Genomic DNA, 20,153 nt, shown 5'->3' with positions numbered 1-20,153 from the left:
TCAGAACGATCCGCGCACGCCGACGAAGAACGTGCGGCCGTTGGCCTCGGCATAGTTCAGGCGATCGTTGTAGACCTGGTACTGGTAGATGTTCTCGTTCGTCAGGTTCGTGGCGTAGAGGAAGATCGACGCGTGCTTGTTGAGGTTATAGCTCGCGCTCAGGTCGACCTGGCCATACGACTTCACGGAAGTGGGCTGCCCCTGGTTGCCGGCAAGCAGCGTCAGGTAGCTCTGTCGCCAGTTGTATGCGGCGCGCAGTTCCACCGGGCCCTTCTGGTAATAAAGACTGAAGTTCGACGAGTTGCCGATACCCGGGACCGCGAACCTGCCGGCGCTGGCGAGGCGGTCGGTGCTGATCGACGTATCGCTGGTGACATACGTGTAGTTCGTCGCCACGCCCAGTCCGTCGAACGGGGCCGGCAGCTTCGTGAACTGGTAGTTGAAGGTCAGTTCCGCGCCCTTGATGGTGGCGTCGTTGAGGTTCACCGGCTCCGTCAGCTGGAACGGGAACCCCAGCAGTGTCGTGTTCGACGTGATCTTCGTCGTGAAGTTGCTGACCTTCTTGTAGAACACGTCGATGGCCGTGTAGCTCGTATCGTTGAAGTACCACTCCAGGCCGGCGTCGTAGTTTTTCGACACGTAGGGAAGCAGGCTTGCATTGCCCTGGTCGATGGTCTGGTCTTGCGGACGGAAGTTGTACCTGACGTTCAAGGCCAGGTCGCCCAGGTCGGGACGCGTCAGCGTCTTCGACGCCGCCGCGCGGAACACCAGGTCGTCACGAAGGTTGAGCTTGAAGTTCGCGGAAGGCAACCAGTAATGGTAGTCGCCCTTCTGCGAGATCGGCGTCAGCGAACCATAGGTGGGGATCGCGTTCGTCGGGTCGGCGGGATTCACTGCGATGCCCAGGATCGGGATCGAGAAGGCGCGGGACGTCGTGTCGGTCTTCGTATAGCGCATGCCGAGGTTCAGGGTCCACGGCATCGCGGCGTCCTGTTCAAGCGTGGCCGAACCGTACGCCGAGGTCGTGTGCTCCTTGATCTGCGCGTAGGAGCTCGGGTCGATGCGTGCGGCGAAGCTGCCGCCGTTGGCGGCGAGCGCGGCCTGGAACGCTTGCGGGTTGGCCAGCTGGTTGTACGCCGCGGGCGAGGCCAGGTACTGGAAGAGTTTGTTGACGTCGTAGGTGACCCACTGGCGCGGGAACGTCGACGACACACCGTCCACGAGGCTGCCACCGTTGAAGACATGTGCATCGACGGCGTCCGCGGGAACGTTCACCGCATAGCCGCAGTAGACGGCGCATGCCACGTCGTCGGGTGTTTTATAGGTGACCTTGGTCTTCTTGCGCTGCGTGCTGGACACGCCGAAATCGAGGCGAGACAGCGTGCCGTCGACGAAGCTCTTCGAGAAGTGCAGCTTGTTCTCGAAGATGGCGTCCGTGACGTTTGCGCTCTGCGTGCCCTGGTTGGGCACGTGGGCGTGCAGCGAGTCGATGTCATCGGTCGGCAGGAAGCCGCTCCAGCTCGGTAGATGATTGCTGCCGCCGTTCTGCCATTCGGGCGTCGCACCGATGTTTCGCGTGCCCAGCACGGTGAAGTTGCTGTCCGCGGACTTCTTGTTCCAGGCACGCGACACCGCGCTGTCGAAATCCACCTGCATGGACGGGTCGATCTGCCAGTTGAAGTTCGCGCCGACCTGGGTATTGAAGGCATCGCGCGGCACCGAGCTCACGATGTAATCGTTCGCCATGCCGCCCGACGCATCGACGCCGAAATGCTGCGCGGTACCATTGGCATCCGGCGTGAGCGAATTGATGATGCCGGTGTTGGTGTAAAGACCGAAGCCGCGCACATCGGAGTCGACCTGGTATTCCGAGAACAGACCGTCGACCTTCACCGTGAAGTCGTCGGCCGGTTTCCAGTCGATCGCGCCGTTGAAGGAGCGGCGGGTACGCGTTTCCTGCGTCGACTGACCCTGCAGGGTCTGCGGCAGCGAAATATCGGTATAGGCAGGGTTGATCCGGGAGAAGTCCTGGCCGCTGAGCCAGCCGCCGGTATCCATCGTCTGCTGGACGTGGTCGCGCTTGTAATACACCACCGAAGCGAGCCAGCCGAAGGTGTGGTCGCGGTTGGTGTTGCCGATCATGCCCGAGACCTTCGGCGTGGTCTTGCCGCCGAACCCGCCACCGGTGTGATCGTTGACCGCCGCGGCGCTGCCCGCCGCGTGCCAGCCGTTAAAGTCGAAGGGGCGTGCGGTGATCACATTCACCGTGCCGCCGATACCGCCCTCTTCCGTGTCCGGCGTGGCGGTCTTCTGCACGACCGCCTGCTGGATGATCTCCGACGGCAGCACGTCGAAGTCGAAGGCGCGGTCGGTCGCGGCGGTCGCCATCGTGCGGCCGTTCACCAGGACGTTGACGAAGTTGGGACCGAACCCTCGCACCGTGATCTGGTTCGATTCGCCGCCACCGCGGTTCACCGACACGCCGGGTACGCGTTGCAGCGCGTCCGCCACGTTCTGGTCCGGAAACTTGCCGGCCTCTTCGGCCGATACGGAGTCCACCACGCTGATCGAGTCGCGCTTGGTCGCCTGCGCGAGGAACAGGGACTGGAGCTGGCCCGTCACCTGCACGCCGTTGAGGTCGGTCACGGTCTTCTTGTCCCCCTTCTTGGCGTTCGCCGGGGTCGCGTCCGTGGTGTCCTGCGCCGGGGCTGCCGGCGTGGTCGCCGCTCCCGGGGCCGCATCCTGCGCGTAGGTCTGGAGCGAGGCTCCGATAAGACCGATACCGATCATGCCCGCCAACGCGTTGCGCACCGACAACGCCAATACCTTCCGCTGCATTCCGACTCCCCTCATGTGGATGGACCGCCTGCATGTCGACCGGGGCCAGACGAGGGGCCGCAACTCGCCGTCGGGAGCGATCGCTCGCCCTCGCGTTTTTTGTGGCTTCGTCTATCCCGAACCATGTCCCCGCGACGCCCGGGCCATACCATGCCGCCCGACCGTCCATGGGTCGAATTGTAGTATTTTATTATTATCCCACTGCAAGCTGCGGCGCAGCATGCGCGGAAACGGCACGGGAGCGCCGCGTCAGGCGGGTTTGGCGGAGCGACCTCGTCCCTGGATGTTCTTGCGGGACACGTCCACCATGCGCAACATGGCCTGCCGCGCGACTTCGGGCTGGCGCTTGCGCACCGCCTCGTAGACCTTTTCGTGGTGCGGAAGCGCCAGTTTGAAGTTCGCCGCGTTGCGCGCGGAGAGCAGGAAGAACGTTCCCAGCGCGGTCTCGATCACCGAGAACAGCGACACCATGAGTTCGTTGTTGGTGGCACGCAGGAGGGTCTCGTGGAACGCGAGGTCGGCCTCGGCCCAGGCGTCCAGGTCCTCCGACGCGGCCATGGCGTCGTACGCCTTCCTGAGGTCGTCCAGCTGTTCGGGAGTACGCCGCTTGGCCGCCGCCGCGGCCGCCGCCGGCTCGATAAGCTCGCGCATTTCCACGAGTTTCTCGACGAAGCTGTCCGTCGGCATCAGTGCGCAACGCCAGGCGAGGACGTCGGCATCGAGTTGGTTCCAGTGCATGGCTTCGCGCACGCGCGCCCCCGTGCGCTGACGCGACTCGATGAGGCCTTTTGCCACGAGCACCTTCATGGCCTCGCGCAAGGCCGTGCGGCTCACCTTCATCCGCTCAGCGAGTACTTCCTCGCGCGGCAGGCCCTCGCCCGGCGCCAGTTGGCCGCTGACGATGAGCTGACCCAGCTCCCGGACCACTTGGCCATGCAGGTTACGCGTGGTCACAGGCTTCACGATGTTGTCGCTCCCTAGGTCATGCGATGCGCGATCTCGCGCGGCAACGCTACACAGCCGCGTCCCTGGGCGTCAATCCGACAATGCCCTACGCTTGGCTGCACATCGACGAGGAGGATGCATGAACGTTCCGACGAAGCGCACCGCCCGATGGCCATGCCTGCACCCGCGGCCGCTACTGCTGGCCACGCTGCTCGCCCTGCTCTCCCCCGTCACGTTGGCAGCCGAAGGTGTCGGACGCGGCGATCGATACTCGGGGAACACGTGGGCCTCCCGCTCGCCCGTGCTTGCACAACATGGCATGGCCGCCACCGAGCAGCCGCTCGCGTCACAGATAGCCGTCGACATCCTCAAGAAGGGAGGAAGCGCGGTGGATGCCGCGATCGCGGCCAACGCCGCGCTCGGACTGATGGAGCCCGTGCTCAACGGCATCGGAGGCGATTGCTTCGCGATCGTCTGGGATCCGAAGACGGGCAAGCTCTATGGCTACAACGGTTCGGGCCCCTCCGCGAAGTCCCGCGACCTCAAGCGAATGCGCGAGGAAGTGAAGGCCACTTACGCCAAAGCGGGCCTGCCATACAAGGACCACATTCCGCCGGTCGGATCCCTCTCCGTCACCGTGCCCGGGACGGTGGATACCTGGTTCGCCTTGCATGACCGGTTCGGCAAACTTTCCATGGCGGACGATCTGGCACCGGCCATTGCCTATGCGAAGGACGGCTTCCCGGTGACGCAACTCGTGGCGGCCTACTGGAAAGGTAACTTCGCCTCCTTCGAAAAACGGGAAAAGCTCGTCGGCGATCTCGCCAATGCGCGGGCGACCTACCTCATCGACGGACATACGCCCAGCGAAGGCGAGGTCTTCCGCAACCCCGACCTCGCGCATACGTTGTCCCTCCTTGCCGAAGGAGGCCGCGACGCGTTCTACAAGGGAACCATCGCCCGCACGATCGACGCCTATTTCAAGCGCGTTGGCGGTGACCTTCGCTACTCGGACTTCGCCGATTACCATGGCGAATGGGTGACGCCGCGATCGGTCAACTACCGCGGCTACGACATCTACGAGCTGCCGCCCAATGGACAGGGCTTCGCCGTGCTCGAGATGCTGCAGATCCTGAAGCATTTCGACATCCGGACGATGGGCCAGGGAAGTGCCGACGCACTGACCGTGATGCTGGAAGCCAAGCGCATGGCGTACGAAGACCTGGCCCGGTACTACGCCGATCCCCGCTTCGCGAAGGCACCCATGACCGCGTTGATCTCGGAGGCTTACGGGGCGAAGCGTGCCGCGTCCATCCGACCCGACCGCGCGACCGCGGACGTCGACCCGGGCGACCCGAAGCTGTTTGACGGCGACACGACGTATTTCACGACCGCGGACAAGGACGGCATGATGGTTTCCATCATCCAGTCGAACTATCGCGGCATGGGCTCCGGGCTCGTCGCCGACGGCCTCGGCTTCATGTTCCAGGACAGGGGCGAACTCTTCTCGCTGCACGACGGCGACGCGAATGTGTATGCCGCGGGCAAGCGCCCTTTCCACACGATCATCCCCGGCTTCGTGATGAAGGACGGCAAGCCGTTCATGTCCTTCGGGCTCATGGGCGGCGACATGCAGCCGCAAGGCCATGTGCAGGTGCTCTCCAACATCATCGACTTCGGCATGAACGTCCAGGATGCGGGCGACGCCGCACGCTGGCGGCACTACGGCAATGCCGAACCCACGGGCGAAGCATCGACCGGCATCGGCACGGTGGAGATGGAATCGGGCTTCGACCCGGCGGTGAAAGCGGCGCTGTCGAACCGAGGCTACAAGGTCGTGCCGGGCAGCGGGAACTTCGGCGGCTACGAGGCGATCATGTTCGACGCGAAGCAGCAGGTTTACTGGGGTGCCACGGAGATGCGCAAGGACGGCACGGTCGCCGGTTACTGAGCCTCAAGGGACGCCCGCTCCCGCCGATAACGTGGCTATACCACGGCGGAGCGGGCGGATGAGGAACGTTGCAGTAGCGGCATTGGCAGGACTGATGACCATGACCTCCGCCTGCTCCCAGGAGACCTGGCACCTCGTCAGCGGGGAGAAAGGCGACGCCGCGGAGATCCGCATCGATGGCGACGAAGGCGAGGCGAGCTGGTCCTGGGGTCCGGACAATTTCACGGTGCAAGTCACCGTGGTGAAGAACGGACTGGCCGGCGCGGCGGCGACTTCCAAAGATGCAGAGTTGACTCTCCAACTGGCGGACGGCACGCGGCTCGAGTTCGCCGGTCGGCGCAGCGCCCTCGTTTGCCAGCGAGGCTGCGAGGGGCTGCATTTGCCGAATGCGTGGTTGGTCAGGCGCGACTGATCGATATCACTTCGAACCGTGGATGATCGCGTTCTCCACCACGGCCGTCGCACATGCGGCAGTCTTTCCGTTAGGGCCGGATGAGCACAGGGGCTTGGGCGGCTGCACACCGATGGTCGGACGATCATCGGGGTAGCTACCGCCGGCGGAGACACAGCCCGAAATGGCTACCACGGTTGCCGGGATGAGAAGTAGACGCATGAGGTGCCTCGCAGGTGACGGACTGCCGATTTCGTGGAATTTGACGGCGAGCAAGCAGGCCGAACGCTAACTCACTCGACGAAGATCGGCAACGACCCGCGGGCCCGAGGCCGCGGAGTCAGGGCCACTAGGCAAAAGCCATCCGAACTGCAATATTCCCGAGCGCTGACGGGGAACGGTTGCCGTCGAATAGGGGGAATGATGAAGACGGACGACCTGCTGAAGCTTGGTATCAGTGTGTCCTGGTATGTCCTGCTCGCATGGTGGCTGTGGAGCGCCCACGGCAATAAGGCAGCGACACGCGGCGAGCCATGGCTGACGCGTGTCCTCCTGTATTGGCTGCCCCTTGGCCTGGCGTTCGTCTTGCTGGGCCCCGGTGAGTGGTATGGACGTAACTGGCTGCGCGAAGGGATCGTGCCTCACACGGTCCCGGTCCTGGCCGCAGCCCTGCTGATCGTGATGGCCGGCGTCGCCCTCGCCTGCTGGTCACGCTACCTGCTCGGACGCAACTGGAGCAGTGTCGTGCAGATCAAAAAGGACCACGAGTTGATCGACACAGGGCCCTACCGCTACGTCCGCCACCCCATCTATACCGGCCTGCTCTTGGCATTCACCGGCACGGCGCTCCAAGTGGGCGATGTGCGCGGCATCTTCGCGGTGCTGATCGTCTTCGCGTCGTTCTGGCGGAAGCTGCGCATGGAAGAACGCATGCTCGGCGAGACGTTCGGCGACGCCTACGGCGCCTATAAACGCAGGACGGCGGCACTCGTGCCGGGGATATTCTGAGAGATAGTCTTCGTCCTGCCGTCAGCCGGCAGCCCGTAGGATCAAGTCAGTGATTTCCACGGGATGGGAAATCAGCGAAACGTGGCTTGACCGCAGCTCGATGGTCTGCGCGTTCATGCGCTTGGCCATGAAGCGTTCCAGATCGGGATCGATCGTCCTGTCCTCGGTCGACACCGCATAGAAGCTCGGCTTCTGCCGCCATGCCGCGTTCGTCGTCTTGCCGGTGAGCAGCGCTTTCTTGAAAGGCTCCTGCACGGCATAGAGAGCCAGTGCCCGTTCCCGCGGCAAGTCGCCGGCGAAGTCACGAACGAAAGCCTCCTCCGTGAGCCGTCCCTCGTCGCCATCGAAGACGACCCCTTTCGATGCTGGCGGCGTTGGGTACTTCTTCGCAAGAGCGGTGTAATCCTCTCCAGCATCCGGCGCTCTCGCGGCGACATAGACCAGCGCCGAAACGTTGGGATGCACGCCGGCTTCGGTGACGATCATTCCGGAGAAGGAGTGGCCGACCAGCACCGTTGGACCATCCTGGCGGTCCAGCACCCGGCGGCAGGCGTCGACTGCTTCGGGAAGGGTCGTCAGTGGGTTCTGGACGGAAGTGACATTCAGCCCTTTGGCCTGGAGTCTGGGGATGACCTCGGACCAGGAGGACCCGTCAGCGAACAGGCCGTGGACCAGCACGATGTTGCGCGCCTTCACCGTGGGAAGTTTGCTGGCCGCCCCCGCACTGCCGCGGCTCGCTTGAGCCACCGCGTTTGCCGAAATGGCGACGGCGGACAGCCCGAGAAGGAAGCTGGTCGAGAACTCGCGACGGTTCATGGCAGTCTCCGTGGATGTCGGCCTTGGAAACGGGATTATTTCCCCGGCAGTACGGGCCAGGCTTGGAAAAAGCGCCTTCCCCGCCAGGCGCTGGTTTATCCTGCTCGAACCATACCTCGTCACCTATTACACGATGATTCCACCCTTCCCGCGATGGATCTGGTGGTGGGCGATCCTGCTGCCCGCCGTCGCCGGCAGCGTCAACGCTGCTGCCCTGTTATCCCTGAGCCATGGGGGTGTGACCCATCTCACGGGGATATCCACCGAAGCCGGTATCGGCCTCGGCTCCACCAACGTCGCCCTGCTGGCACATGCCGCCGGCGTGGTCGCCTTATTCACTGGCGGGTGTGCCGTGAGCGCATGGGTGGCACGAGGGCCGCGGTGGATGCCGTCGCTCTCCGCAACGCTGTTGCTTCTCCTCGTCTCGGGGCTACTGGTGCTGGCGAGTCCGACGCTCGATACAACCCCGTGGCTCGGCATCATGATCTGCGCCGCCGCGATGGGCGTGCAAAATGGCACGACATCCGTCGTTTCCGGGGCCGTCCTGCGGACGTCGCACCTTACCGGGATGTTCACCGATCTCGGCATCGCCCTCGGGCAACGAGCCCGGTCTGGTGTAGTGGATTATCGACGTGTTGCCATATGCATCGTCGTCATTGTCAGCTTCGTCTTCGGCGCCACCCTGGGAACGATCGTGTTCGATCGATGGCAAGCCCGTAGCCTGCTTGGGAGCGCGGTGCTGGCGTCAGCCGCTGCGGCTTGGACGCTTCTGTCTTACGTGAGGCAGAGGAACTGATTCGTCTCGGCTATTCGATCAAAGCGCTTAGCCTGGGGTCATCGCTCAGCTTTTTTGGCGAAATCGGGGTAGCCCTCCTCAAGGGCACCGAAGCGCGCTCCAGCCATCACTGCTTTTGCCGTAGTCCTTCCCTTACACCGTCATTCGGTGAACGCCTACATACGCCCCTACGTCTGAGCGACATGATTTCCTCGCCACATCCATGGCCGAGCAACGAAGGGGAATCAAATGCGCATGATCGGAGTCGCCTGCCTCGCCGCAGGCATGACCATATGCGGGACAGCGAACGCCGTGCAAACCTTGAGTACGTCCGCTAACGCGTGGAAGGTTCAAAACTATCCGTCTGGAATCGTGGCGTACTTCACGGGCTCTCCGTGCGCAAACGGTCTCCTCACAACGGATACCAATGAATCAACCGATCGCATCAAACAGTTCTATGCGACCGTTCTCTCGGCGAAAGCGATGTCGGCGAAGATCACCGTCGACTACGACGTATCCGGCGCTCAATGCATTGTCCGTACCTTTGGTATCGACGTGCAGTAATCCTCCACTCATTCCTGAGGAAGGACAATGAGAAAACAACTAATTGCGGCGGCGGTGATGGGTATTCTCTCGCTACCCACCGCTGCATTGGCCGAAAGCACCACAGGGACGACGTTGACTGTCGATGGGACGCCCAGAGTCGGTAGCCAGGTTACGATGCACGTAACGCTGACGGGAAGCCATATCGTCTTCCTTGGCCGAGGAACGGTTTCTGGCGGCACGGTGGACCTCTACGTAGATGGAAACGTAATCGCTCACGTTCAGATCGACGGACATAACTCCAATGTGACGAAGGTGGATCCTTGTGTGGTCGTAGTCGGCGGTGTCTGCGTAGCAGATCGGTATTACAGCGATCACACTGAATTCGGATACCCCGTGACCCTGAGCAATACGCCAGGACAGCACGTTTTTGGAGCCCGATTTACCGGCGACACCAACTCACACTCGTCCAGTTCGCCAAACGTGACGATCACGGCGATCCCCATAGATGTGAGCGCCGCGATCGACCTTCTCCTCAACGACTGATCCACCTTTTCAAGGAACTCGATATGAAAATTTCCGCTATCGCCATCGTCGCCCTTGCGGCCTGCTCGACCCAAGCCTTCGCTGCGTCCGACACGAACCGGACCATCGTGAACCTGGGCGCCACCAACACTGGCTACGTCCAGGTCGCTGAGGGATTCTCTCAGCCCTGCAAGTACAGCCTGGTCTACCTGCCTGATCTCAGCCAGCCGAACGCTAAGGCGATGATGGCCGTGCTTCTCTCGGCCCAAGCTCGCCGAGCGCCAGTCACCGTCACGTACGACATGGACGCAAGTGGTATTTGCACGGCGAATCTCGTCGCCTCCCAATAATGTGAACGGCGGGGGTGGCTGTACAGCCCACCCCCGCCCAAGTGGTTCCAGATCGCGTTACTGCCTGAGAATGGTGGCTTGCGGATAACTGCCCATTTTAGCGCCGCCGCTTTCGCGATCCCCGCGCAAAACATGACACTGTACGAAGTTTCAAGATGGCGTGTAGTCCTTTTCCTACCGCTATATCAGTCCGCACCTACATACACTCCGCATTCCGCAATCGCATGCTCCCCCTACCGTTAATTCCACGGTAGGGCACCAGGGGGCCATATGAAGCTCGTAGCAATGGCCGCATTCGTGGCCGCTGCCCTCGTAGCGCTTCCATCCCATGCAGGCGTAGTGAATGGTCACATTCAAGCGATCTACGTTCGCCATAGCGATGGACTTGTGTACTTCGAAACAGACGGCACTGTTTCCGGTCGAGCTGCGTGTGCCACGTCAAATGCCCTTTGGGTCCTTCCGAACGAAAACTCGGAGACATCAAAACGGCAATATGCGGCCCTATTGATGGCGAAGGCGTCCAATGTGTCAGTCGATGTATATGGCACTGGCGCCTGTACCCGCTGGGTGAACAGCGAAGACGTGAACATCATAGTCGTTCGCAATTAACGGAATCCGGCCAATGTCATTCAAGCGCCTCTCACTTCTTGCACTTCTGTCGCTGCCGCTTACATCTCATGCGGATCCGACAGAAAAGTATTTTGGCTACTTCGGCGGCGACTATGCGTCCATCCCGAACAAACCAGACTTGCATGAGTTTCAGGACCACGCGAACTTGTACTCAATTCAATTTTGGTCTGGAACGAGCGACGACATCGCCGCTTCTGAAAACTACATACTAGGTGAGCTGGAACGTGCTCACCAATTTCACGTGCACGCTATGGTTCCCGCGTGGCCTTTCGTATTCCAGCACGCACTGGGAGAGAGCGCATATCACTTCGACCCCGCGGCTGCAGCGCATTGGAATGCATTCGTGCAAAAGATGTTGGACCGTGGCCTGCTCATACCTGGTGAGCCAGAGCGAAGCACAGTCAACTCCATATATATCGTCGATGAGCCGAACGGCGACGCTGGCCTCGACGACCAAGCTGGCGCAGCACACCCTGCCCTTTCGAATGCAGTCGCCGCACTTCGTGGCAATGCCGCGACTGCCGCCCTTCCCATTGCCTCGGTGTTGACTCCCGACTTCTATCAGATAAAGCCCTTTCCATCCTAGAACTTTATCGCGAATGCAAACAATGGATTACCGATACGACTAGATCTCAACACGCTGTTCGCGCGCTGGACTGGATTTTTGCTCGTCCAATTTTCAGGAGTCCCGACTTCATAGCGGGGTCCGACATCCCTAAACCTACAGCCAGCAGAATCTTACGCGTGCTGAGAGACGAGGGGTTCCTAGTTGAGATGCGGGCTGCTAGTGGCCGCCGGCCCGCCGTCCTCGGCTGCGGGAGATTGCTCAACTTGGCCGAGGGGAAAAACGCATTCTAAGCGGCAGACGTTGAGACTCGTCCATGCACACCAAATCCACTTGTGTCTCATAAATCGTAGAAAGTGAGACACAAAATGAGTTGATGCTAACGGCCGAGACGCAAATCGCTCTATATTATCCGGGTATAATTAAGCGCGCAGATGTAAAGGCGACGGTCCGTACTGGTAAATTCCTGGCTAGCCGGAAATCCCGGAGCGCGATGTGGTCTATCCGCTACATGGCCAGGGATAGCGCGATCCGAGTCAGACTCGAACGTAAATGTAATTCGACAAGCCTAGCCTCGACGCCCAAAGCTTCGCCGTCTCCTTGTTCCCGGCACCAAGCAAACGTCCCCTGTCAAGCCGGTCGATCACCACGTACGGCGTACCGCCCTCTTCGCTCGGCTCGTCGAAGCAATAGAACCCCACCACGTCGTGGGTAGTCGCCAGATAATAGGCGTGGGACGGACCGCGGTCGCCTGCCTGCGTGCTGTAAGTAATGATCTGTCGCTTGGACATGGTCTGTTTCCTAGTCTCCAGAAGCGGACCCTAACCTGAAGCGAAATGGCCTGCCAAGGACTTTCGAAGACCCCGGGGTTTTCTCCGAGACAAAGGTGTTAATCATGCCGAGAGTCATAGATGACGAGACGGGAGGCACCGAAAATGCGGCATGGATTCCCCTTCCGACGCATTTCGCTGACATGCACGCCGAGCGGCCGGTGGCGCCACCAATTCTCAGAAATGTGGGCAGCGCGACGGTATTGCCGGAAGTTTGTATCGCAAGGGCCCTCCATCGCTAGACTCAGCCCATGGACCTGCGCGAAGAGAGCGCCCTGAGGGTTGCAGAGATCGTGCTGGACTGCCAGGCGATGACCCGTGCAGCTCTCGCTGAGGACTTCGACGAAGCGAGGTTCCGGGCGAGCTTGGTCGCGGACAAGGCAAAGGCAGCCGGATTGGCCAAGGTCTTTTCCGCTGCGAAACGGGCAGTGCAACTGTTGGGGCCCGTGGGCGGTATGCCCAGATCGGGTTACGGTAGGGCCATCCTAAACGTGGCCAATGCCATAAATGTCGGACTCGACCGCGCTAGCCCAGCGTCCAAATAGGCACGCGCCTACGTGTCGGACCCATCACCGCCGTCGGCGGTGGAATCCGCCGCAAGGCCTCGTGGGCCTCGATCACCTGGCGACGCTGGCGTTCCACCACCCTCTGCGTCGACGCCACCGACTCTTGGATACGGTCGAGAAAGCGCCGCCAACTGTACACGCTCCCTTCCACCCGCTCGGTCGCCATTTCGAGCCTCGCCCATTGGTTATCGACTGTCCGAAAGATATAGTGGAAAGCGTAGGGTGGCCAAAAGGTCACATAACGATGGATTCACGCACCTGAATGGCGGATAGGCAGCTAGGTGTTCTCATTTTCCGCGCCTCCGTAATCGTCCGGAATGAACTCTCAACAGCCATATCCGCTTCTAGACGCGCTGCAGCTACGGCGCTCCTCAGAGAGGCGACCTCCGCCAGCAGCGCCGTCATCGAAAGCCGGGCCTCAGTGCGGGCTCGCGCCGCCTCCGCACGCCGGGTCGCACTTCGCTCTATACATGACTGGGGCATGCTGACCTCCTGGCTCTAAGAATGTGAACTCGCCGTCTTGCGATCTCCGCCCCTACCACGATAACCCTGAGCGCGGTGCTGTGACGGCCACGTGTCCCTTGCGCTAAGGCGAGGTCGGTGGGATCAGTCGGCACGTCGACGAGCGCCGAGCGCTGAGGCACCGCCGGCGACTGCCGAACTCGGAGCGCCCCGCCGCCCACTCATCTTCACAATTCATTGACGTTGCGTCCCCGCCAATGCGTCCCCGGCTAGCCTATCTTCAAAACCATGCATACCGGTAATAATTACCCCTCTGTCGTTGGCTTCGACGTCCCGAGCACCGAGCGAGCAACACGACACGACTATGACGACCGCGTCGCCGCACTTTTGAGTTGTGTCCCTGACGACCAGTGGGAGCGGGCTTTCCTACGCTATGTAGATGCGTTTAAAGGAACCTTCCGCTTGACGGACGTGCATTTCAGCAGCGAAAGGATTGAGTTCCTCGGTCGTATCGAAGATACGAAACTGCTTTGCGAAACAGTGCGGGCCCTCGTTGGTCGAGTGAACGATGTCGTTCAGGTGGCGCGCGCCAGGGCGCCCGTTCAGACGCGCTAGGTCACTAAGCACGGACGGCGGAGTGCCCGAAGCGCACCTCCCGCGCCTGGCGGGAGACAGAGACGGGTCCGAAGGTGGCGTAGCGGCCGCACATTGCCGCAGCATACCGTCACGGCGTGACGGGCACGTCAGGCTATGGCGACGGGAGCAAACTCGGCGGGTTCGCCAATAGGCGGGGCAACTCCTTCGGGCATCGGCGGCGGCGTCGGAGGAACGTAGTCGATATCGGCATGGATGCCAACGCGGACCGTCATCATGTAGACGATGTCCGTCGCCTCGTGCGAACCAGGGTCAACGCACTGGATGCGCAGGGCGCCCGCTTCCACCGACAATGAGACCCTGACCGTGTTTTCGTCGTTCTCGTCCTTGAAGATGGTGATCTTCCACCCTGCGGGCCAGCTCAACCCAGGGCCATCGATCCGATAGTCGCCGGTGCCGGCGTGAGACACGTGCACACCAAGGGCCCCGAATGGAATGTTGATCCCGTCGCTTACCGCGGGAGAATGGTCACCCTCTTCCACGATCGTGCCGTCCGGCAGGAAATTGAACGCTATCGAGCCTTGCACGTGCATGTTAATTCGCCTTCTTGATGAAGAGATTGGCATCCACGGTAGTGTTTCCCGTGTGCCACACCCGATTCCATGCATTCCAGCCACCGCCGGCACCGCGGTAGAAGCGGAATGCAATCTCGTTGCTCGTGACGCTCGTGGCCAGCTGGGTGAAATCCGATGCGCTGTACGAGAGTGTCAGCAGCGTGCCATAGGCTTGATTGGTCGGATGCGTTCCAGGTGTCGTGTCAATAAAGTGATAAATCGCAGACCTATTTACTCCGTCCAGACTTGCGATAGAAGGAGTGACCGCGGTGGACCACCCGGTGGCTGTGAGCGCTGTATTTGCGGTTCCAGCGGCTGTCTGTGCCGCATTGGCCGTGCCCTGTGCCGCCGTGACTTTGGTATCCAAATCTCCGGAGCGCGAGTCATCACCAGCAGCTACCGTGCCGGCGGTCGTTCCGACATCACGCAGCCGGGAATCATTTCCGGCTGCCACAGTGCCAGCCGCTGTTCCCACGTTCTTGGTGGCTGCGTCGCCCAGGCCATCGACGATGGTCTCAACGGCAGACAGCCGAGTGCCGATCCCGGTGCCTGGGGTGCCGTCGCCGTCGATCGCCTCCGCAATTTCCGCGATATCGAGGTCGAGCTTCATGAACGCTTCGCTCGCGTTATCTCCCGTTACGGGGTCGAAATTGAGACGCTGGATGTTCAGTGCCATGGTTCCCTCAGAAATTTGCCACGTCGATGACGAGGTAGTTGTAGGCATCCTGCCGAGAAGGGTTATTGAACGTCTGGCTTGCCGGATGATCCGTTGCTGGGCTCAACTGGCTTCCCCATGTCACCTGCTGTCCGAAGACGGTCGCCATCGGATAGGTGACGAAGTCGAGCCATGGGTAGGGGGGTGGACCGCCGGGCGCGCCGATGACCTGAGAGGTGTACACGTAGGCGGAATTACCAGACACAATCGCAGGCGAGCCGGGATACTGGAATGCGCCGGATGGAAAGTCATTCGCAAGTGAACCGTTGAGGCTACCGACGATGCGCATGTACTTTTGCCGTGAGTCGAAAACGACCACCCCGCTCGCAGGATTTCGAATGCGAAGGCCGATCGACCCAGTGACGCCGCCGTAAATCGGCTCGTCGAACAACCACCATTCGATCGTTCCCGATGTCGCCGCCACCATGAAAGTGTAGGTGATCGACGACCCGGACCGTGCCGCAGAAACCATGGCGCACGGGTTGTTGCAGCGCCAGGCGAGCACCGGAGAATTGGCTGCGACCGTGATGCTAGCCGTGCGCCAAGTCGTCAGCCACGGTGTATTAGCCGCGACCGCGCCTTTTGAACGTAGCGCGAGGTTTCGGTAGGTCTGATCGATTTGGATCGCACCACCGGAGTTGCGTGCGCGAAATCCGATGGTCATCAGGTCCAGAACCCGTAAGTGACGTCGACGGCACGTCTAAAGCCGACTGCCGGATTGGTTGGCCAGGACCAACTTATGCCGCTCGACGTGGCGACGATGGTAGGAGGAATAGATCCGCTCGACGCGTCACCCGACGGACCTGCGGCAAAGAACGGAGTTCCATTTGCAAGATTCCCGTCGATGATCGAACCATCCACCATTCCAGTGCTGAAGGTGCCAAGCACCTTGGTTAGATGCGTATCAAGCGTGATAAGGACCGCGCCGGTCGCTGGATCGCGGATGCGTAGGCCGACAGCCATCAGGTCAGGTTCCCTAGCTCAACAACCACGACGCCGTTTGCATTCGCGATCATTCGCCAACTGTTTGTGTCCTCTGCCAACGTGAAGGCTTCGCCGCGCACATATCGCGTGCCATTCTTATTGATCTCCCACACAGGCTGCCCGCTGGATACGGTCGCCGTCGATGCGATCTGGTTTCCGATCATCGCGTTCGTGATCCAGCCGGTGCCGATGAATGCCTGGTTGAGGAATACCTGCCCGCCCTGCACGATGAAAGGCGCGATGGCAGTGCCACCTGCGGTAGTGGGAAGGATGGCGAAGGTATCGACCGTGACGTAGTAGGCCGACTGCACTGTTCCGCCGCTGTTGTCGATGCCGAGTGCCCACCCGGCCTGGTAGTACTTACCGTCGGTCGTTACCCCAACCTTCGCGACGATGGCCGAGGAAACCTTGCCGTCCACGTCCGCAGCCGCCTCGATGGCTATCTGAGCCGCAGCATTCGCTTCATCGGCTACCGCCTGCACAGTGGTTACCTGAGACGCGAGGGCTAGATCGCCGTCCACGCGCGCCTGAATCTCGGTCGTAACGGCCGCGCTGACTGCGCCAATCGAGGCTTGGACGGTTTCAACCCGCTTGCCGAGCGCGTGGTTGTCGCTTACCTGCGCCAGCGTCTGGGCAAAGAACCCAGCGGTTGGCGGCAGGTCGTTGTCTCCGCCGATCGTGCCCTCGGTCTCGGCGCCAATCTTCTTCGGGTTCAGCTGCGCGTAGACGGACTCCGTCTTCTCAGCCGTGGCCTGGACCTGTCCATCCAGTTCCTCCACCGTGAGGTTCACGTTGGACATCTGCAGAGCAAGCCCGGCGGACGTTTGCTCCACCGCGCCGACATCTCGCCACACTTCGGGGTCCGATCCCGGCTCAGCGCCACCGACAGGAACAGCCTCGAGCGCCAGCCACAGGCGGTCATCGTGGCTGACGAAGGCAGCTTCGGCGTATGCCTCATCCGCCTCCCACGGCGTGGGTGGCTGGATGAACGACTGCAGGTCGTCGATGGAGTCAATTTTCGAGCGAAGCTCCTGCGCGAGCTGGCTTGCCTCGATCTTCCCGGTCAGCACGGCCAGGATCGCGGTGGCGTCGGTGCTGGTCGTGCCTACGACAGGTCCGATCCATGGGCCAGGCTCGGCATTCGATTTGCTCACCAGACGTGCCCAGAAGAAATATTGCTCGCCGGCAGTGTTGGTGTTGTACGTAAAGGTGGCCGTGGGATAGCTGACTTGGCAAAGAAACGACGAGAGCGCGAAGTTATTCGATGTCCCGATGCGAATCTCCGTGGCCGCTGCGTCGAGGACGTCGAAACCGGTCGGCAGCGCCCAGACCAGCCGAATAGCCATGACCAGTTCAAACGTGGTCATCGACTGAAGCGCGCCGAGCGGCCACGGCTTTCCGTCCACCGTCACCGGTGTCTGCGTCCAACCACCAGGGATACCGCTCGCACTGATCGCGCGGGCGCGAACGATCCAGGAACCAGCCGGGATGACCGCGTCAATGTAGTTGTAGACGCTCACGCCCACCGGAACCCACGTCACGCCGCCGTCGTAACTGATCTCGAACTCGTAGGCGACCGCGCCTGGCACAGGAACGACCCACAGATGGACCGTCTGTGACCCCTCGTTCTGGTTGAGCCCGATGTCTCCGACGTCCGGGGCGCCGCTGGCCGGCGTGAGCAGCGAGGGCGAGCCCGGTGGCGGCACCGACGCGTCCACCTCGGCCAGATACACGCCCGGGGCGTAATTGACCATGTAGAGCTCGACATGGTCGTCGCCCTGTGGCGTGGCCCGAAGCAGGAGGCAGCTTTGAAACTGCTGGCTACCCGGTCCGAAGGCGAACGCCGTCGGCTCGGCTTGGCTGCCGTCCGAGATCCACAGCGCATCCTTCTGGGCCTGCGTGAGACCAGTCAGCACCATGTGGTACAGGTCCGTACCCTGGACCACCTTGTACGGCCCTTGCGAGCTACCGTCGAGCGCACGGAGCGCAACGAAATGGCTCTGGCCGTTGAACCACGCAAGCGGCTCGCTGGTCGTCAATACGCCGTTGGCTGGGTTGTACGCGACGATCCGGCCAGAAATGCCCCACTGCGGCATGTCGTGGGCGATATCGATGCGATCGCCGTACCGCGGGATGTACCCCTCCATCTCGACCGTGACCGTGACGAATTTGCGCTGGTCGCGGTTGCTGGCGGCCATATACATGCCTTCACGGAAGGCTTGGTCGCGAGAGATCACGCCCGGCAGCTGGACATTCTTCGGCCGCAACATCGGCGACCCAGTCAAGGCGCAGGGGACAGTCTGCGGCTGCCAGGTGTTCGGGTTGGTGTACTCGACGATGACGTGGTCGGGGCTGTCGTACGTCGGGAAGCTGTAATCGATCTTCAGGCTTCCCTGCACGATGCTGTCCGGCGTCAGCATCAGGGTCGGCACGCTTCGCGGCGCGTCGCGAATGATCTCCACCACGCCGGCGAAATACATCGGCACGGCGCGCCCGGCGCGAGCAATCTGGCTGACCGCATCCCACAGCGCCATCTTCGTGTCGAACACGCCATCGTACGTGTCCCCGCGGGCAGCCCAGGTCTGTGCGTGGGCAAGCAGCCCCGCCAGGTTGATCCGGTTGTCCGGCCAGCCACGCCCATAGGTCTGGTTGCGGAACGCGTCCGCGATGGCCCAAGCGGGGCTCCGAGTCGGCTGCTCCACCCACGCATTGCCGTTCCATACGGGCAAGATGCGCGTGCCGATGACGTTGATCTTTCGCGACGTTTGCCCGTTAACCTGCGGGCCGGCCTTGATGACCATGGCGATCATCGTGCAGTCGCCGTAGGCGAAATGCCCAGGCAGATAGGCCTTCAAGGCCTGCCACGACATTGTGTCGACGATCTGGCCATCAAGGTCGGCGGGTTGGTCCCGCCGCAGGCGGACCTGGTACCGCCCTGCCGCCACGTCGAAGGTGTACGACGTGTAGATGGGCTTTTCGCTGTCCGAACTCTTGTTCTCGGTGATCAGCGTGAACCAATCGCCGATCGCATTTCCCTGGTCGTCGATGCGCTGGGCCTGTGCGGTCCACGGACTGTTCGTCGTGCGCTTCTTGCCACTGTCGTTGTACCGATAGAGCCCGCCTGGCCAGCCGACGTCAATGCCGATGCGGGTCGCGGTCGTCTCGGGCGGATTGGTAACGAAGGGGCCCGACCAGTCGCCGCCGTCACTGGGCTTCTCGAGCTGGATGCCCGCCACAGCCTCCGACGTGACGATGTTGTCCGGAAAGAGCGTGACTTGGCCGCCCGGCTGGATGACCTCGTACTGCACATCGCTGTACTGGGCGACGTCGGTCTCATCGATGCGGATCGACTCGATCTGCATCTTCCCCTGCGTGATGACGAACAGCTGGTACAGGTATTGGTCGTTGCTGCGATAGTCGGTGTACGGCTGCGCGGCATAGTCCGGGTAGATCCGGAAGCGCCCATACAGCACCGGCATGGATTCCATGAGGCGCGCCGTGTTGCCTTGGGCGCCGATGGCATAGTTCGGGCTGGTCGTTCCTCGGTTCTGCCCGGCCGGCGGCTTGGGCTGTGGCGTCAGTGCGTTAATCAGCGCGGTACCGGCGATGCTCACTGCGCCAGCGAGCACGGCCGCACTGACCGATCCGGCCGCGAAAAGGCCTCCCGTGGTCGCAAGGAGGCCGGCGGCGATGCCCGCCGTGAAGACCGAGAGGGCGATGATGGCGATGATGGCCAGGATCTTCGAGCCGCCGCCACCTCCCGTCGGCGGCGCAGCGATGACGAGAAGCACCTCGCCATCGGCAAGGCAGCGCTTCCAGTCCTTTGCCAGGAGGAAGTCACGGCCGTTGGTGGTGACGACGAAGGGCTTCACTCGCCGCATGTGCCGCCCGCGGCCGACAATCAGGCCCTGCCGGCGCAGTTGCGTCTCGATCCGACGACGGCCGTCCACCGTGTGCACCTTGCGGCCAACGTGCGGGCGTGCCCAGTCGGTGATCTCAACGACGGTGGCTTGCATGGACGTCCTTCAAGCAAAAAAATGCCCCGCAAGGG

17 protein-coding genes are annotated in these 20,153 nt (G+C 61.8%); 8 read left to right on the top strand and 9 right to left on the bottom strand.

The features are described 5' to 3' along the window. On the bottom strand, positions 1-2,838 hold the full coding sequence (locus tag ACQKIE_RS01265) for a TonB-dependent receptor (protein WP_427455063.1): 2,838 nt from the start codon (positions 2,836-2,838) through the stop codon (positions 1-3). A gap of 249 nt (positions 2,839-3,087) precedes the next feature. Then, a complete protein-coding gene (locus ACQKIE_RS01260; RefSeq protein WP_427455062.1) occupies positions 3,088-3,801 on the bottom strand; it encodes a FadR/GntR family transcriptional regulator in 714 nt (237 codons plus the stop codon). Between the two features lie 160 nt (positions 3,802-3,961). Here ACQKIE_RS01260 and ggt point away from each other — a divergent pair, with 160 nt between their 5' ends. From ggt to ACQKIE_RS01245, 3 genes are all read left to right on the top strand, one after another. Beyond that, positions 3,962-5,734: a gamma-glutamyltransferase gene (ggt, locus tag ACQKIE_RS01255; RefSeq protein ID WP_427456756.1), complete on the top strand. Its 1,773-nt coding sequence runs from the start codon at positions 3,962-3,964 to the stop codon at positions 5,732-5,734. A 100-nt stretch (positions 5,735-5,834) separates the two neighbouring features. Further along, on the top strand, positions 5,835-6,146 hold the full coding sequence (locus ACQKIE_RS01250; RefSeq protein ID WP_427455061.1) for a hypothetical protein: 312 nt from the start codon (positions 5,835-5,837) through the stop codon (positions 6,144-6,146). Positions 6,147-6,548: 402 nt separating this feature from the next. Next, positions 6,549-7,133: a methyltransferase family protein gene (locus tag ACQKIE_RS01245; RefSeq protein WP_427455060.1), complete on the top strand. Its 585-nt coding sequence runs from the start codon at positions 6,549-6,551 to the stop codon at positions 7,131-7,133. A gap of 21 nt (positions 7,134-7,154) precedes the next feature. Here ACQKIE_RS01245 and ACQKIE_RS01240 read toward each other — a convergent pair whose 3' ends face one another. Next, positions 7,155-7,949, bottom strand: coding sequence for an alpha/beta fold hydrolase (locus ACQKIE_RS01240; protein WP_427455059.1), 795 nt, complete (start codon positions 7,947-7,949; stop codon positions 7,155-7,157). On the opposite strand from ACQKIE_RS01240, the gene ACQKIE_RS01235 reads away from it, so the two are divergent. The 5 genes from ACQKIE_RS01235 to ACQKIE_RS01215 all read left to right on the top strand — a co-directional run bounded on the left by ACQKIE_RS01235 (position 7,948) and on the right by ACQKIE_RS01215 (position 11,358). After that, on the top strand, positions 7,948-8,745 hold the full coding sequence (locus ACQKIE_RS01235; RefSeq protein ID WP_427455058.1) for a YoaK family protein: 798 nt from the start codon (positions 7,948-7,950) through the stop codon (positions 8,743-8,745). The genes ACQKIE_RS01240 and ACQKIE_RS01235 overlap by 2 nt on opposite strands. 228 nt (positions 8,746-8,973) lie before the next feature. Beyond that, complete coding sequence (locus ACQKIE_RS01230) at positions 8,974-9,288, top strand: hypothetical protein (protein WP_427455057.1); 315 nt, start codon at positions 8,974-8,976, stop codon at positions 9,286-9,288. Positions 9,289-9,315: 27 nt separating this feature from the next. Next, positions 9,316-9,813 (top strand): hypothetical protein, encoded by a 498-nt coding sequence (locus tag ACQKIE_RS01225; RefSeq protein ID WP_427455056.1) that lies wholly within the window; start codon positions 9,316-9,318, stop codon positions 9,811-9,813. A 23-nt stretch (positions 9,814-9,836) separates the two neighbouring features. Continuing rightward, positions 9,837-10,142 carry a hypothetical protein gene (locus ACQKIE_RS01220; RefSeq protein WP_427455055.1) on the top strand — a complete coding sequence of 102 codons (306 nt, stop codon included), beginning with the start codon at positions 9,837-9,839 and terminating at the stop codon, positions 10,140-10,142. Positions 10,143-10,764: 622 nt separating this feature from the next. Continuing rightward, the gene (locus tag ACQKIE_RS01215) at positions 10,765-11,358 is read left to right on the top strand and encodes a hypothetical protein (RefSeq protein WP_427455054.1); all 594 of its coding nucleotides are present in this window, start codon (positions 10,765-10,767) and stop codon (positions 11,356-11,358) included. Between the two features lie 515 nt (positions 11,359-11,873). Here the strand turns inward: ACQKIE_RS01215 and ACQKIE_RS01210 are convergent. The 6 genes from ACQKIE_RS01210 to ACQKIE_RS01185 all read right to left on the bottom strand — a co-directional run bounded on the left by ACQKIE_RS01210 (position 11,874) and on the right by ACQKIE_RS01185 (position 20,118). Then, positions 11,874-12,128: a hypothetical protein gene (locus tag ACQKIE_RS01210; protein WP_427455053.1), complete on the bottom strand. Its 255-nt coding sequence runs from the start codon at positions 12,126-12,128 to the stop codon at positions 11,874-11,876. 1,810 nt (positions 12,129-13,938) lie between these two features. Further along, entirely contained in the window at positions 13,939-14,382 is a 444-nt protein-coding gene (locus ACQKIE_RS01205) for a hypothetical protein (protein ID WP_427455052.1), read from the bottom strand. 1 nt (position 14,383) lies between these two features. After that, positions 14,384-15,079, bottom strand: coding sequence for a pyocin knob domain-containing protein (locus ACQKIE_RS01200; RefSeq protein ID WP_427455051.1), 696 nt, complete (start codon positions 15,077-15,079; stop codon positions 14,384-14,386). 7 nt (positions 15,080-15,086) lie between these two features. Then, a complete protein-coding gene (locus ACQKIE_RS01195) occupies positions 15,087-15,782 on the bottom strand; it encodes a hypothetical protein (RefSeq protein WP_427455050.1) in 696 nt (231 codons plus the stop codon). Next, the gene (locus tag ACQKIE_RS01190) at positions 15,782-16,081 is read right to left on the bottom strand and encodes a hypothetical protein (protein WP_427455049.1); all 300 of its coding nucleotides are present in this window, start codon (positions 16,079-16,081) and stop codon (positions 15,782-15,784) included. Before ACQKIE_RS01190 ends, ACQKIE_RS01195 begins: the two co-directional genes overlap by 1 nt. After that, positions 16,081-20,118 (bottom strand): host specificity factor TipJ family phage tail protein, encoded by a 4,038-nt coding sequence (locus ACQKIE_RS01185; RefSeq protein WP_427455048.1) that lies wholly within the window; start codon positions 20,116-20,118, stop codon positions 16,081-16,083. The genes ACQKIE_RS01190 and ACQKIE_RS01185 overlap by 1 nt, the downstream gene beginning before the upstream one ends. Positions 20,119-20,153 lie beyond the last annotated feature (35 nt).

The sequence above is a fragment of the Luteibacter sp. NPDC031894 genome (assembly GCF_050273135.1).
GTDB lineage: Bacteria > Pseudomonadota > Gammaproteobacteria > Xanthomonadales > Rhodanobacteraceae > Luteibacter.
This window is presented reverse-complemented; position numbering and strand designations above follow the sequence as displayed.